At 71.9% G+C, this 14,181-nt stretch carries 10 protein-coding genes; 5 read left to right on the top strand and 5 right to left on the bottom strand.

What is annotated here, in order from left to right; genetic code table 11:
• Positions 1–3: 3 nt before the first annotated feature.
• Positions 4–1,083 carry a glycosyltransferase family 4 protein gene (locus tag WME79_RS07215; RefSeq protein WP_437533730.1) on the bottom strand — a complete coding sequence of 360 codons (1,080 nt, stop codon included), beginning with the start codon at positions 1,081–1,083 and terminating at the stop codon, positions 4–6.
• A gap of 321 nt (positions 1,084–1,404) precedes the next feature.
• Here WME79_RS07215 and WME79_RS07210 point away from each other — a divergent pair, with 321 nt between their 5' ends.
• From WME79_RS07210 to WME79_RS07195, 4 genes are all read left to right on the top strand, one after another.
• On the top strand, positions 1,405–2,301 hold the full coding sequence (locus tag WME79_RS07210; RefSeq protein WP_437533728.1) for a hypothetical protein: 897 nt from the start codon (positions 1,405–1,407) through the stop codon (positions 2,299–2,301).
• 69 nt (positions 2,302–2,370) lie between these two features.
• Entirely contained in the window at positions 2,371–3,453 is a 1,083-nt protein-coding gene (locus WME79_RS07205; RefSeq protein WP_437533725.1) for a nucleotidyltransferase domain-containing protein, read from the top strand.
• On the top strand, positions 3,453–4,169 hold the full coding sequence (locus WME79_RS07200; RefSeq protein WP_437533722.1) for a hypothetical protein: 717 nt from the start codon (positions 3,453–3,455) through the stop codon (positions 4,167–4,169). Before WME79_RS07205 ends, WME79_RS07200 begins: the two co-directional genes overlap by 1 nt.
• Before the next feature lie 176 nt (positions 4,170–4,345).
• Positions 4,346–5,749: an ATP-binding protein gene (locus tag WME79_RS07195; protein WP_437533719.1), complete on the top strand. Its 1,404-nt coding sequence runs from the start codon at positions 4,346–4,348 to the stop codon at positions 5,747–5,749.
• A gap of 39 nt (positions 5,750–5,788) precedes the next feature.
• On the opposite strand, the gene WME79_RS07190 is transcribed toward WME79_RS07195, so the two are convergent.
• The 3 genes from WME79_RS07190 to WME79_RS07180 all read right to left on the bottom strand — a co-directional run bounded on the left by WME79_RS07190 (position 5,789) and on the right by WME79_RS07180 (position 9,866).
• Positions 5,789–7,108 carry a glycoside hydrolase family 113 gene (locus tag WME79_RS07190; protein WP_437533716.1) on the bottom strand — a complete coding sequence of 440 codons (1,320 nt, stop codon included), beginning with the start codon at positions 7,106–7,108 and terminating at the stop codon, positions 5,789–5,791.
• Positions 7,109–7,160: 52 nt separating this feature from the next.
• The gene (locus WME79_RS07185) at positions 7,161–9,158 is read right to left on the bottom strand and encodes a protein kinase domain-containing protein (protein WP_437533713.1); all 1,998 of its coding nucleotides are present in this window, start codon (positions 9,156–9,158) and stop codon (positions 7,161–7,163) included.
• Between the two features lie 303 nt (positions 9,159–9,461).
• Entirely contained in the window at positions 9,462–9,866 is a 405-nt protein-coding gene (locus WME79_RS07180) for a transcriptional regulator (RefSeq protein WP_437533710.1), read from the bottom strand.
• 204 nt (positions 9,867–10,070) lie between these two features.
• On the opposite strand from WME79_RS07180, the gene fusA reads away from it, so the two are divergent.
• Positions 10,071–12,182: an elongation factor G gene (fusA, locus tag WME79_RS07175; RefSeq protein WP_437533708.1), complete on the top strand. Its 2,112-nt coding sequence runs from the start codon at positions 10,071–10,073 to the stop codon at positions 12,180–12,182.
• Positions 12,183–12,364: 182 nt separating this feature from the next.
• Here fusA and WME79_RS07170 read toward each other — a convergent pair whose 3' ends face one another.
• A complete protein-coding gene (locus tag WME79_RS07170) occupies positions 12,365–13,996 on the bottom strand; it encodes a L,D-transpeptidase (RefSeq protein ID WP_437533705.1) in 1,632 nt (543 codons plus the stop codon).
• Positions 13,997–14,181: the final 185 nt, after the last annotated feature.

Below are 14,181 nucleotides of genomic sequence, written 5' to 3'. Positions count from 1 at the left end.
CTGTCACGTGAGGCGGAAATAGAGTTGCTCGTATTTGCGCGTCATCTTCTCGAACGAGAAGTCGTCGCGCACCCGCACGTGCCCCGCCTCGCCGAGCCGCCGCCTCAGCGCCGGATCGCGCGCGAGCCGCTCGATCCCGTCCGCGAGCACGTCGTGCCCGTCCACCGGGACGAGCAGGCCGTGCTCCTCGTGCCGCACCACCTCGGGGACCCCGCCGACGGGCGTCACCACGACAGGCAGGCTGCGCGCCATGGCCTCGAGGACGGCGAGCGGCAGCCCCTCGTCGCGCGAGGGCAGCGTGAAGAAATCGGCGGCGACGAGCAGATCGGGCACGTCCTTGCGGAAGCCGAGGAAGCGCGCCTCGGCGCCGTGGACCCCGAGCTCCCTCGCGAGCCCATGGATGCGATCGCGCTCGTCGCCGTCGCCGACGACGAGCACCGCGACAGCGACGCCCCGCTCCCGGAGCCGCGCGAGCGCCCGGAGCAGCACGTCGTGCGCCTTCACCGGATGGAACGCGGCGGGCATGATGCCAAGGAACACGTCCGGGCCGAGGCCGAGCTCGGCGCGCACCTCGTCGCGCGTCCGCTTGGCCGGGGTGATGTCGATCCCGTTGTGGATGACAGAGATGTTGCTGGCCACGCCAACGGCACCGCTCTTGTCGGCCGTGTCCTGCGAACAGCCGACGACAGCGTCCGTTTCACGCCACTCGAAGCGCGACGGAACGCGGATGATCCCGCGCGTCTGGGCGTGATCGGTGAAGACGAGCCGCGCGCGCGTAAGGAGCTTGCCGATCGTGGCGTAGTGGAGCGCAGTGGGGTTATGCGCGTGGACGACGTGCGGACGGGAGCGCGCGAAGGAGAGGGCCGCGTGCGCGAGCCGCGCGGGGAGGCGCCCGCCCAGCACCGTGGTCGGCAGCGTCCGCTGCCGCGCCAGCTCCGCGAGCGGCCCGCCGCGCAGCGCGAGGATGGAGGCGTCATGGCCGTGGCGCCGCTGCGCCTCGGCGAGGCGCAGCACGAAATGCTCCATACCTCCGCCGTTCAGGCTGCTCACGACATGGACGATCCGCAGCGTCGAATTCCCCATGAAGGCTTGCTACCCGAATCGGGTCCCCTGTTGAAGCGCAATCCGCACCCAGCATCACCCGCGCTGCCAAACGCCTACCCGGCACGCCGGCGGTCGGTGGCGTCTGGCGCGCGTCCACGTTCGTCCACGCTCGTTGGCGCTCGTTGGCGCGCGTCGACGCTCGTCCACGCCCGTCCACGCCCGTCCACATTCGTCCACGCTCGTTGGCTCGCGTCGACGCTCGCCGACGCGCGCGCCCAAGGTCGATGGATCAGCGTACCACCTCGCCTCGCCGTCACCTCACCTTTTGATTTGCCGAACGGAAGCGGCTACTAGACGGGCATGAACCCTGAGCTTCGGCGCGCCCTTGACGAAGGCATGCGCCGCGTGCCCGGCATGGACGCCGCGACGAGGCTGCTCGCCGTGCGGCTCGAGACGGTCAGAGCGCTCCTTGCGCGCCGGCTCGCCGAGAACCCGCTCCCCGTGCCCGACGCCGTGACCCCGAGCGAGATCCCATCGGTCGCCGAGCTCGGCCCGGGGGACAGGGTGCTCGCGGAGCTCGATCAGGACGGCTTCGCCTTCGCGGTCCACCCGGCCGACGTCGCCTTCTTCAACCGGCGGAGCGAGAAGATGCCGCGCCTGCGCTACCGGCTGCACGTCGTGCTGCGCCACGGCTACGTCTGCGTCCGCAAGCGCTTCATCGGCCAGCCGCAGAACGCGCCGCTCCAGGCGCACCTCTTCGCCCTGCTCGGTCTCTTCTTCTACAACGAAGCAGCCGCGCTCTTCCGCCTGCGCGACCTCCCCAGCGTCCCGAGGATTCGCGATCTCAGCCTCGCCACGCGCACCCTTTACCTCGACTACGTGCGCGGCCAGACGCTGCAACATCAGGTCGCCGAGCGCGGGGAGAAGGTGCTCGACATCGATCTCGCGCCGCTCGGGCAGCTGTTCGATCCCGACCGCGACCGGCGCGAGATCGAGGCGTTCTCGAGCGGCGGCGGGGAGACCTACCGCGGCCAGATCGAGGAGATCGTCCGGGCGATGAACACGCGCGGCGTCGCGCCGCTCGACGTCAAGCTCGGCAACGTGCTCATCGGCGAGAAGACGGGCGCCCTGTACTGGGTCGATTTCGAGCGGGCCGCGCTCGAGGGCACCCCCCGCTACCGCGACCGCCTCGAGGAGCACCATGACCTCGTGAACCGGTGGTTCGGGCTCGCGCTCCCCGGCGACGGCGGGGCGTGAGGCGCGCGGCGCAACGCGGTGCGCTGCGGTGGGCTCGATGGACGGCTCCCGCGATCGAGGGTGCGATCGATGACGAGAGATGAAGGCGCGGCGCCGCGGAGCGCCATCCAGCGAATCGGCGAGAAGGCGGGGCGATCGTGGCCGAGCATCGAGGCGGCCGCGCGGCTCTCGGCGGAGACCCGGGCGCAGCTCGCGGCGCTGCTCCGCGAGCAGATCCCGTGCGACACGAGCGTCGTGGTCTTCGGCTCGCTGGCGCGGGGCGAGTACACGACCGGCAGCGATCTCGACTGGACGCTGCTCATCGACGGTCAGGCCGACGAGGGGCATTTCAGCCAGGCTCAGGCCATCACGAGGATCCTGAGGGAAGCGAAGTTCCATGAGCCGGGCCCGACGGGCGTGTTCGGCAACGTGGCCTTCAGCCACCCGATCCTCCACCAGATCGGCGGGCAGGAGGACACGAACAAGAACACGACCCAGCGCATCCTGCTGCTCCTCGAGTCGCTCGCGATCGGCCAGCCGGACGCCCACGAGCGGGTGCTCAGGCTCGTGCTGTCGCGGTACGTCGAGGACGACCGCGGGCTGCGCTACGGCAGCAAGCGCGAGATCCTCCCGATGTTCCTCCTGAACGACATCGTCCGATACTGGCGCACGGTCGCCGTCGATTTCGTCTACAAGCAGCGGGAACGCAGCTCGGGCTGGGCGCTCCGCAACGCGAAGCTCAGGATGTCGCGGAAGCTCATCTTCGTGAGCGGGCTCCTCACCTGCTTCGGCTTCGAGCTGTTCTGCAAGGATCGAACGACGTTGACCGACGACGGCGAGCGGCTCTCGACGCCAGCGCTCGTGCGCTTCCTGCGAGAGCGCATCCGGGTGACGCCCCTGGAGAGCCTGGCCGAGGTGCTGCTCCGGCCCTCGATCTCCGCGGAGACGGCGCGCACGCTGTTCGACAGCTACGACGCGTTCCTCGCGCTCCTCTCGAATGAAGAGGAGCGCGGCCGGCTGAAGCAGCTGCCGCTGGACGATCAGCTGGGCAGCGACCCGACCTTCAAGCGGGTGCGGGACATCGGGCGTGAGTTCCAGGGCGGGCTCGACCGGCTCTTCTTCAAGGAAGACGACGAGCTCCGCAAGCTCCTCCAGACCTATGGGGTGTTCTGATGCGACCCGTGGGCTACTCGACAGGGGCGCTCGCCCTCAGCGACGTCGAACGGGCGCTCTCGATGCTCGAAGGGAGCTCGGCGACCGCCGTGGAGCTCTCCGCGCTGCGGATCTCGGAGCTCAAGCCGCTGCTCAAGCTCCTCGGCTCGCTCGACCTGTCGCGGTACGACTACGTCTCGTTCCACGCTCCGAGCCGCTTCGATGCGGCGGAGGAGCGCGCCGTCGCCGACGCCATGGCGGAGGTGGCCGCGCTTGGATGGTTGATCGTCCTCCACCCCGACACCCTCCATGATCTCGGCGCCTTCCGGCAGCTCGGCGGCTCCCTCGCGATCGAGAACATGGATAAGCGCAAGCGGACAGGACGCACCGTGGAGGAGCTCGTGCCCTTCTTCGACGCGCTGCCGGACGCGCTGTTCTGCTTCGATATCGGCCATGCGCACCAGGTCGATCGCACGATGACCGAGGCCCATTTCCTCGTACGGGAGCACAGGACACGGCTGAAGCAGCTCCACGTGAGCGAGGTGAACGCGGGGAGCCGACACGGCGCCCTGAGCCAGAGCGCGGCGCACGCGTTCCAGCGGATCGCCGCCCATGTCCCTGATGACGCGGCGCTGATCCTGGAGACCCCGGCGTCTCCCGCGGAGCTCGAGCGGCAGATGGCCGTCGCGCGGGCGGCGCTGTCGAACCCGAAGGGCCTGGAAAACGCAAACGCCTGAGGCTGCGCGCAGCGCAGCCTCGATGGGAGCCGCGCCACGCCCGCAGCGCCCGGGTTCGGCCGCCTCCTGGGCGGCTCCGGGAGCTCCGGCTTGCCCGGCGGACGGGCCGCGCGCGCTCGAGGCGCTACGCTTCCGCTCGTTCCCGGCGCGACCTGGGCCGGAACCGGGGGACGACGATGAAGCTGAAGACGCTCGCGGCGGCGAGCACCGCGTGGCTCGCCGCCCTCGCGCTGCTGACGGCGAGCGGGTTCACGCTCAGCGCCACGTACATGACCCGCGAGGTCACGTGCCTCTTCAACATCGTCCGGGAAGTGCGGTCGATCACGCAGCTGGAGGTCCACCTCCTCTCCCACGAGCGCGAGAGCGCCCGCGTCGCGCTGACCCAGCTCCCCGAGCACGTCGGCGCGCGCGACGCCGCCAGGCGCGAGCTCTCCCGGTGGCTCGAGGACGCCCGCGAGCAGCCGGTCACCGCGGACAGCGCCAACGTCTTCGAGGAGGCCGAACGGGAGATCGAGCGCTACCTCGCCACGCACACGCGGGAGCACCGGGAGGCCGGGGCGAACGCGGGAGCGTCCCACGATGAGGTCGACCGTACGTTCGCCGCGCTCGAGCGGCTGCTCGCAACCCGGCTCGCCGAGGCGCGGATCGCCCGGCAGCGCGTCGACGAGGTGCACAGGCTCTCGGAGATCGTGAGCCTCGGGGCCGCCGGGATGCTGCTCGCCGGCGTCCTGCTCGCGCTCTGGCAGCTGCGCAGGTGCGTCTATCGGCCGCTCCTCTCGATCCGCGCCGCGATCGACCGCTACGGGGCCGGCTCGCACGACGCCCGCGCGCCGCAGGGCGGGCTCGACGAGCTGCGCGAGATCGCCGTCGCGTTCAACGAGATGGCCGCCGCGCTGGCCGAGCAGCGCAAGAGGCAGCTCGGGATCCTCGCGAGCGTCGCGCACGACCTGCGCAACCCGCTCGCCGCGCTGAAGCTCACCGCCGACGGCCTCCGGCCGGATCGGCCCCTCCCGCGCGAGGAGCGGCTCCGGTCGATGCTCGCCCGCATCGGGAAGGAGGCGGCGCGCTGCGATCGGATGCTCACGGACCTCATGGACATCGCGCGGATCGAGGGCGGCGAGCTCGATCTGCGCCGCGAGGCCCGGGACGCGCGCGAGCTCGCCCGCGACGTCGTGGAGCTCTACCGCCCGACCGCGACCGCGCACGAGCTCAGGCTGTCGCTCCCCGAGGAGCCCGTCCCGCTGTGCTGCGACCCGATCCGGATCGAGCAGGTGCTCAACAACCTGGTCGCGAACGCCATCAAGTACTCGCCGGCGGGCGGCGCCGTGCAGGTGACCGTCGCGCGGGTAGGCGCCGAGGTCTCCATCGCGGTCTCGGACCGCGGGGTGGGGATCGCGGCCGACGATCAGCGACGGCTGTTCGAGCGCTACTTCCGCGCGCCCTCGTCGAGCGGCGTGGCCCCGGGCGTCGGCCTCGGCCTGTGGGCCGCGCGGCGCATCGCCGAGGCGCACGGCGGGCGCATCGAGGTGACGAGCGCCGCAGGCAGGGGCTCGACCTTCACCCTCCGCCTGCCGTCATGAGCGCGTCGTCCCGCAGGGATGGCTCGGCGGCTCGTCCGGCTACGGGAACAGGCTTTCGGGCTCGTCGGGATCGAGCTCCCAGCCGAAGAGCCCCGGGGTGCGCGCGCGGTGTCCGCCGAGCGCGTCGCCGGGCAGCCGGGGGCCGTCGGCGGCCCAGCGGGTGGCAAAGGCGTCGCGCAGCACGAGCTCCGCGAGCTTGCCCCTCGGCGAGAAGCCCCACTCGGCCTCCTGCGAGACGTCGTCCGGATCCGCGTAGAGCCGCCAGACGAAGAAGCCGGCGCACGTGCGCGCGTCGAGGAACGGCGCGATCACCGCGGCGTAGGCCTCGGCCTGCGAGCGCTGGTCGACCACCACGCCCTTCATGCGGTCGGGCCACTCCCACGGGCGCACGGCGGGATCGCGCCGCGTGGTGTAGCCGATCTCCGTCAGCAGGATCGGCTTGCCCCACGCGCGCGCCACGGCGTCCACCCCGGCCGCCACCTTGCGCCCGCCGCGCAAGAGCTCCTCGAACGACGCGCCCTCCCGCTCCGCCAGCGGGTAGAACGCGTTGATGCCGATGAGGTCGAGCGCGTCGAAGATCAGCGTGTGCTCGACGTCGTCCCAGTTCGCCGAGTAGGTGAGCAGCCCCGGGTACACGCGGCGCACCGCCTCGATGATCGGCAGGAAGCTTGCCGCCCGCGGCGTCGTCACCCAGCTCCGCAGCTCGACGCCCACGCTGAGCATCTCCGCGCCGCCCTCGCGCGCGACCGCGGCCCACGTGAGCAGGAACCGGCGGTACGACTCGGCCCAGCGCGCCCAGCCGGCGTCGTCCCCGGGGTCGATCAGGGCCCGCCACTCGCCGCTCTCGACCCAGAGGTGCGGGACGAGCAGCACCTTGAGCCCGCGCGCGTGCGCCTGCGCGATCGCCGCGAGCACGTTGCGCCGGTTCTCCTCGAACGGCGCCTCGAAGACGAGATCGACGCCCGTGCCCTTGCCGTCCCACACGCGGCCGAACGGCGTCAGGCTGACCCACGTCGCGCCCATGGCAACCGCCTCATCCATCGCCCGCCCGCTCGCCGCGGTGCCGTAGCCGCGGCCCGGGTGCCGCAGGTTCTCGATCGGCCCGATCGTCACGCCGCGCACGCCGCCCCAGCCCGACACAGCCCACCCCGCCGCGCCGTACGGCAGGTGCTCCGGCGCGACCCGCGGCGCCTGCTGCGCGACCCGCGGCTCCTGCTGCGCGACCCGCGGCTCCTGCTGCGCGACCCGCGGCGCTTGCTGCGCGGCCCTCGCAGGGCGCACAGGAGCACCGACCGCCGCCGCCGACACGGCGAGCGCGGCGCCCGCCGCGCGGGCGAGCGCGTAACCTCCTCGACTCATCCCTGGCACGGGCCGCCTTATACCAGGCAGGCGGACCGCCGGGCCGCGGACGTCACCCGCCGTCGCTCGCCTGGGGTCGCTGCGCGCCGTCGCTCTCCGCGGGTTGCTGCGGCTCGCGCGCGCCCTCCGCGGGCTGCGCCGTCTCGCGCGCGGCGTCCTCGGGCCGCGGCGGCTCGCGCCGGGACGCGTCGCGCTCCTGCCGCGCGCGGGTGGTCGCCTCGCGCCACGCCCGCTCGCGCTCGAGCTTCTCGCGCCGCCGCCGCCGCTCGCGCTCGACCTCGTCGTAGATGACCTCGGGGCGCCGCGCGTCGAGCCGGGCCCCGCGCGCTTGCGCCACCCGCGGCGCCTCGCTGTCGGGGCCCGCGGCGCTCGCGGGGACCAGCTCGGCCTCCGAGGGCTCGGCCGCCGGAGGCTCGGGCAGGGGCTCCGGCGCGGCAGGAACGGCCGCGCTCGATCGCCTTGCCACGACCGACGACCGCGCCTCCTGAGCCGCGCGCTTCGCCAGCCCCTTCGCCGCAGGGAGCGCGCTCCCGCCTCCGTCGAGCGTGCGCATCTGCACGAGCCACACGCCGCCGATCCCCGCGAGCATCCCGAACAGCGCGAACGCGATGGCGAGCCGCCGGGGCCATGGCGACGGCCCCCGGCGCACCACCGTGAGCCGCTCCGCATCGGTCTCGGCCTGCGCACGCGCCGTGAGCACCGGCGTGACGCGAGGCGCCGCGCCGTCGCTGACGCGGTGCACGACCTTGCGACCGAGCGGAACGGGCGTGTCCCCGGCGGTCGGCCGCTGCCCTGGCCCGCCCGCCTGGGGATCGGAGCGGCGCTCCGGCGGGCTCACCGTCAGGACCGGCGGGGGCGGAGACCGGCTCGCCCGGAGCTGATCGCCGCCGTCCCACGCCGCCCCTGCGTGCGACACCAACGTGGCATCGGACAGACGGCCTGCGGGAGATTCCCACTTGGCCGTCGTCTCGAGGTCGCTCATGAGATCGTCGGGCGACATCCTCGGCAGGTCCGCCAGCGTGTCGGCCTCCCACTCGTCCTCGACCGGGGCAGGTGTCGCCATGCGGACGGTCTCGTCCGCCCGGAGCGCCTCCCACACGCGCTCAGCCGCGTCCTCCGCGCCCTCGCCCCCGAAGCGCGCGAGCGCGAACGCGAGCTTCGCGACGTCCGAGGGACGTGCTTCCGGGTCCTTGGCGAGGCAGCGCAGCAGGAGCGCCCGCAGCTCCGGGGGCTCGACGCCCGCCGGAAAGGGCGCGGGCGGCTCGGTCAGGACCTTGGTGCAGATCTCGAGCTCGGTCGGCGCATCGAACGGGCTCGCCCCGCAGAGCAGCGCGTAGGCGACCGCGCCGATCGACCAGATGTCGGCGCGCTCGTCGATGCCGCCCGCCGACCGCATCTGCTCCGGCGCCATGAAGAGCAGCGACGTCCGCATGGCGCCCGAGGCGGCGTTCGGCCCCTCGCTCTCGACGCCGCAGGCGACGGCCGACACCCCGAAGTCGAGGACCTTCACGCTCGGGGCGCCGTCGCCGAAGCTGAGAAAGAGGTTCTCGGGCTTGATGTCCCGGTGGAGGATCCCGACGCCGTGCGCCTCGGCGACCGCCTCGCAGATCTGCAGGAGGTACTTCACCGCCTCCCTGACCCGGATCGGCCCGCGGCGCCGCAGGTAGCTCGTGACGTCGGAGCCCTCCAGGTACTCGCTGACAACGAACGGCGCGCCACCTTCGACCCCGACGTCGAGGATCCGCGCGACGTACCTGCCCTTGAGGCCGCGCGCGGCGCGGGCGCCCCGGAGCAGCCGATCGACGGCGTGCCTGTTCTCGACGAGCCTCGGATCGACGCGCTTGAGCGCGACGCGCTGGCCCGACAGGCGATCGGTGGCGAGCTGGACGACGCCCACGCCGCCAGCGCCGATCCGGGTCTCCACCGCGTACCTGCCGGCGACGATCTCTTGCCACCTCGGGCCGCCCTCGGCCGCCCGCAGCGCACGTTCAGCGTCGGTCCGCTCCCGTGCGGCCGCGCGATCCTCTCCTCTGGGCTTCAGCGACGTCAACGCACTGCCTCGGTGTGAGTCCGCGAGCGCCGCGGACAGAGTAAAAGCCTGTCCCCTGAATAACAGATTCAGAGTGCTGCTATCGCGTCCATGACGTGTCGTCTAGTGACACCCGCGCACGAAAATGTCCGTTCGGTGCGCATTTGGCCGCATCTGGCCGCATTTGGACGCAGCTGGCTGGCCGGCCAGCTGGCCGGCCGGCCGGCCTGCAGCCATCTCCAATCAGCGGCATCAGCGGCTACGGTCATGCGCCATCGAGCCATCGACACCGCTTCCATGCGTTTCATGTGCCACCCGCGCGGCTCACGGCGGGAGCCCCAATGCGAGCGCGAAGAGATAATCGACACCGCTCAGGATCAGGACGAGCGCTGCGGCGGACGCCGCGCCGAGCCCGAGCGCCTTCAGCGCGCGGAAGCGCTCTGACCCGCGCGCGCCGACCGCCCGCGCCCGGTACGGGTGCCAGACGCTCCGGGAGACATTCGGCCCTGATCCACGCGCCCCCGGCCGCCCGTGCTGGACGCCGCGCGTGACCCAACACCACCCGAGCATGGACAGCGGGCCGAACGCATAGAGGGCCGCGCCCCAGGTCGCTCCGTTCCAGCAAGCGGCGCGCTGCTCGGGCGTGAGCCGCCGTCGGTCCCAGCGCTGCAGCGCGAACGGCAGCGCGATACCGAGGACCATCTGGAGCGCGAGGCGGAGAGTGCTCATTTCGTGCGCCGAGCTCCCGGGCGAGCGCTCCATTCAGGCAGCGCCGGACAAGCGCAAATCGCCAGAGCACGCCGCAGCGCGTCGCGGCAGAGCTCGGGTGAGCGACTCGCTGCCCGGCTTCGCTGACCTCCTGGCTCGAAGAAAGCGCCGCAAAAATCGCGTGCCGGCCTTCTCGATCCCGACGGGGATTGGTACGAACGAGGAATGACAACGACTGAGGCAGGGGACATCAGGAACGTTGCAATCATCGGACACAAGGGGGCTGGGAAGACATCGCTTGCCGAGGCCATGCTGTACGTCGCCAAGGCGACGGCCAAGCTCGGCAAGGTGGACGACAAGTCGAGTGTCCTCGACGAGACCGCCGAGGAAAAAGAGCACGTTTGCTCGTTCGAGGCGAGCGTCGCCTACCTCTCCTGGGCGGGGAAGAAGGTCAACCTCGTCGACACGCCGGGCGAGGGGAGCTTCCTCGCCGAGACGCGGCTCGCCCTCGCGGCGGTCGACGCGGCCATCCTCGTCGTGAGCGGCAAGGACGGCGTGCAGCCGATCACCGAGCGCGTCTTCGGCTGGGTGAGGGACGCGAAGCTGCCGTGCGTGATCGTCGTCACGAAGGTCGACGCCGAGAACGCCCGCCCCGACGAGGTGCTCGCCGAGGTCCGCGCCCGCCTCAAGGCGCCGCTCGCGGTGATGGAGGAGCGCGTCGGCGAGGGGCTCCAGCACCGGGGGGTCGTCGCGATCCGGACGAAGAAGGCCTGGCTCGACAAGCCCGAGGCGCCCGCCACGGCCGCGGGCTCTCCGGTGCCGGCCGACGCCGCGGGCGCCGTCGAGAAGGCCCGGGGGAAGCTCGTCGACGACGTCGCCGGCAGCGACGACGAGCTCACCGAGCGGTACCTGACCGAGGGCGATCTCACGCAGGAGGAGCTCGATCAGGGGCTCCGCGCCGCGGTCCGCCGGGGGGCGCTGATCCCGGTCTACTTCGCCTCCGGGGTCCGCCCGAGCGGCGTCGCCGCGCTGCTCGACGGCATCGTCGAGCTCGTGCCGCCGCCGACCGAGCACCCGGCCTGGAGCGGCGTCGTCCCGAGCGGCAAGCCCGGCGCCGCGCCGCAGGCCGCGGAGCGGCCGTCGTCGGCGGAGACCCCGGCCGCGGCGTTCGTCTTCAAGACCTCGATCGATCCGCACGCCGGCCGCACCTCGTTCGTGCGCGTGCTCTCCGGCGTGCTCCGGCCCGACGCCACGATGCTCAACGCGAGCACGGGCGGCTCGGAGCGGCTCGGCAAGATCCACAGCGTGGTCGGCAAGGACCACAAGCAGGTGGACGAGGCGCGCGCCGGGGACATCGTGGCGCTGCACAAGCTGAAGGCCACGCTGAGCGGGCACACGCTCTCGGACGAGAAGCACGCGTTCTTGCTCTCCACGCCGGAGCTGCCGCCGGCCCTCTTCTCGCGCGGCGTGCGGTTCGACGCCAAGGGCGGCGAGGACAAGGTCGGCAACGCGCTCTACCGGCTGACCGAGGAGGACCCAGGGCTCAGCGTGCACCAGGACGCGTCGACCCGCGAGCTCGTCGTCTCGGGCCTCGGCGCCCTGCACCTAGAGATCACGGTGGAGCGCATCCGCCGGCGCGTCGGGGTCGACTGTCGGCTCGGCCCGCCGCACATCGCCTACAAGGAGACGATCTCGAAGAAGGCCACGAACATCGAGGGCAAGCACAAGAAGCAGACCGGCGGACATGGCCAGTTCGGCGTTTGCTACATCGACATGGAGCCTTTGCCGCGCGGCGGCGGCTTCGTCTTCGAGGACGCGGTCGTGGGCGGCGCCGTGCCGCGGCAGTTCATCCCCTCGGTCGAGAAGGGCATCGTCAAGTCGATGTCGAAGGGGATCCTGGCGGGCTACCCGATGATCGACGTCAAGGTGCGGCTCTTCGACGGCAAGTACCACGACGTCGACTCCTCGGACGCGGCGTTCCAGATGGCGGGCAGCAAGGCCTTCAAGGCCGCCGCGGCGCAGTGCGCGCCGGTGCTGCTCGAGCCCATCGTGCGGCTCTCGGTGACGGTGCCCAGCGTCGCGATGGGCGACATCATCGGCGACATCAACAGCCGCCGCGGGAGGATCATCGGCACGGACTCGGTCGAGAGCCAGACGATCGTGAACGCGTTCGTCCCGCTCGCCGAGGTGCTCGAGTACGAGTCGAAGCTGAAGAGCATGACCCAGGGCAAAGGCACGTTCACGATGAACGTCGAGCACCTGGAGGTCTGCCCGCCGATGGTGCAGGACAAGGTGATCAAGGAGAGCGGCTTCAAGGCCGAGGCCGACGAGGACTGACCCCCGCCGCCCCTCCCACGCGTAGGCGTTAACGAACCTTCGCGCCGCGTTCTCCTACATCCGCACGTGAACGTTTACGTGGTCGTGGTCGTGGTCGTGGTCGTGGTCGTGGTCGTCAACGATAGGCCGTGGACGACCACAACCACGACCACGACTACGTAAACGTTGGTGACCGAGCTCGCCTAGGGATGGATGTGGACGATGGTCCCTTCCCCCGTGGCCTTCCCCGCGCTGACCCCGTGCCATCCGTCGGGCACGGGGGGATCGGTCCAGAGGAACACCCTGCGCGCGTCGATCGGCGACAGGTTGATGCACCCGTGGCTGCGCGGCTTGCCGTAGTCGTCGTGCCACGGCGCCGCGTGGATCGCGTAGCCGGCCTCGAAGTACTGCACCCACGGCACGTCGCGGAGCTCGAACTTGTTGTCGACCTCGTGCGCGTCCATCGTCGTCGTGACGTGTTTGTCGCGGATCCGGAACGTCCCGCGCACGGTCGAGAAGGTCTTCTTGGGGTCGCCGAGCCCGTCGCGGCCGGTCGCCGCCGCGGTGGCGTAGACGGGCTTCCTGCCCTCGTAGAGGATGAGCGTCTGGCTCAGGATCGAGATGTCGATCCACTTCACGGTCCCCTGCGCGAACGAGGGCAGCTCCGAGGGCTTCACCGCGATGGCGACGTCGGAGTCGCGCACCCACGTCCCGTCCTTCGCCTCGACGAGGCGGGCGCCGCCGACCTTCTTCGAGCGCCCCGTGAGCTGCACGGCGGTGTGCCAGGGCAGCTCGCCCGCCTTCTCCATCTCGCCGCCGGAGATGTCGTAGCGCTTCGCGTCCTGCCGGTGCACGAACGCGAGCGGCAGCTCCCACCCCTTGGTCATGTCGACGCCGTGGAACGTGGAGCCGCGGGCGGGCTTGAGCTTCGAGGTGGGCACGAGCCGCGCGTCGGTGGTCAGGGCGAAGCGCCGCCCGCCGTCGCCCATGAAGGTGTCGATGAGGGCGAGCCCTGCCTTGCGCGCGATCCGGTTGGTGATGATCGCGTAGCCCGGGACCTTGAACGACGAGATGTTCGGGAGCTGCCGCCCGCCCTTGAAGAACCAGGGGATCTCGTCGCTGGCGTTGCCGCCGAAGAGCTCGCTGTCGCCGAGCTCGGGCGGCTCTGCGGGCGGGTCGGCGACGGCGTTGCCCGCCGCGTCGAGCGGCACGTCGTTGGCGCCGACCTTGATCTCGTCCCACTTCTTCTTGAGCTTTTTGTAGCTGCGGAGGTGCCGCTCCAGGCTCATCTCGTACTGGAGCTGCTCCTTCGTGGACGGCATCCGGTAATAGTTCGGCGCGATGGCCCGGACGAAGGCGTACGGGTACGGCATCGGCTTCGACAGGTCGGGCCGCCGCGTGAGCGCCCGGAGGATCGGGTGCTGCGTGTCGATCGTGGCATCGCCGTCCGCGCACATGTACCCGGCGGGCAGCACGCGGTAGTAGCCGCCCTGGCAGTCGTCGAACGCGGCGGGCTTCTCCCCGCGGGGCGCCGTCCCGCCTGCGCGGAGGTAGCCGAGCTTGGCCGAGCGCCGGTCCGCCTTCTCGTAGATGGGCGCGACCATCTGCACCGCGCCGATGCGGGGCCCGTCCGGGCGCGGGAGGGTGGCGGGGTCGTTCTCGGCGGCCTTCTGGGCTGCGCCCGCGGAGAGGCTGATGATGCCCTCGGGCGTGGCGTTCTCCCCGCCGGTGCAGGCCGGCAGGGCCGGCAGGGCGAGGGCGGCGACGGCCAGGGCGAGCGGGAGGGGTCCGCGCGCCGGGGCCGGGATCGCGGAGCTTCGCTGTCGGGCATCCATGCCCCGGGAATGCCGGACAGACGGGCCGGTGGCCAAATTTTGGCGGATGGGGCTCGGCCCTCGCGGGCAGGCGGCGGCGGCACCACGGCTGGCACGGGCCCCCTGTGAGCGACGGGTGGCGGGATGGACGGGGATGGAGGGGGCGCGATGGGCCGGGGCGGGATGGCAGCGGTGCACGAAGGTGC

Origin of the sequence: Sorangium sp. So ce726 (assembly GCF_051521405.1) — a bacterium.
GTDB lineage: Bacteria > Myxococcota_A > Polyangia > Polyangiales > Polyangiaceae > Sorangium.
Note: the sequence above shows the minus strand (reverse complement) of the source record. Positions and strands in the feature narration are given on the sequence as shown.

Coding starts and splice junctions, on each gene's coding strand:
- WME79_RS07215 (WP_437533730.1), bottom strand. CDS start 1,083: ATGGGGAATTCGACGCTGCGGATCGTCCATGTCGTGAGCAGCCTGAAC.
- WME79_RS07210 (WP_437533728.1), top strand. CDS start 1,405: ATGAACCCTGAGCTTCGGCGCGCCCTTGACGAAGGCATGCGCCGCGTG.
- WME79_RS07205 (WP_437533725.1), top strand. CDS start 2,371: ATGACGAGAGATGAAGGCGCGGCGCCGCGGAGCGCCATCCAGCGAATC.
- WME79_RS07200 (WP_437533722.1), top strand. CDS start 3,453: ATGCGACCCGTGGGCTACTCGACAGGGGCGCTCGCCCTCAGCGACGTC.
- WME79_RS07195 (WP_437533719.1), top strand. CDS start 4,346: ATGAAGCTGAAGACGCTCGCGGCGGCGAGCACCGCGTGGCTCGCCGCC.
- WME79_RS07190 (WP_437533716.1), bottom strand. CDS start 7,108: ATGAGTCGAGGAGGTTACGCGCTCGCCCGCGCGGCGGGCGCCGCGCTC.
- WME79_RS07180 (WP_437533710.1), bottom strand. CDS start 9,866: ATGAGCACTCTCCGCCTCGCGCTCCAGATGGTCCTCGGTATCGCGCTG.
- fusA (WP_437533708.1), top strand. CDS start 10,071: ATGACAACGACTGAGGCAGGGGACATCAGGAACGTTGCAATCATCGGA.
- WME79_RS07170 (WP_437533705.1), bottom strand. CDS start 13,996: ATGGATGCCCGACAGCGAAGCTCCGCGATCCCGGCCCCGGCGCGCGGA.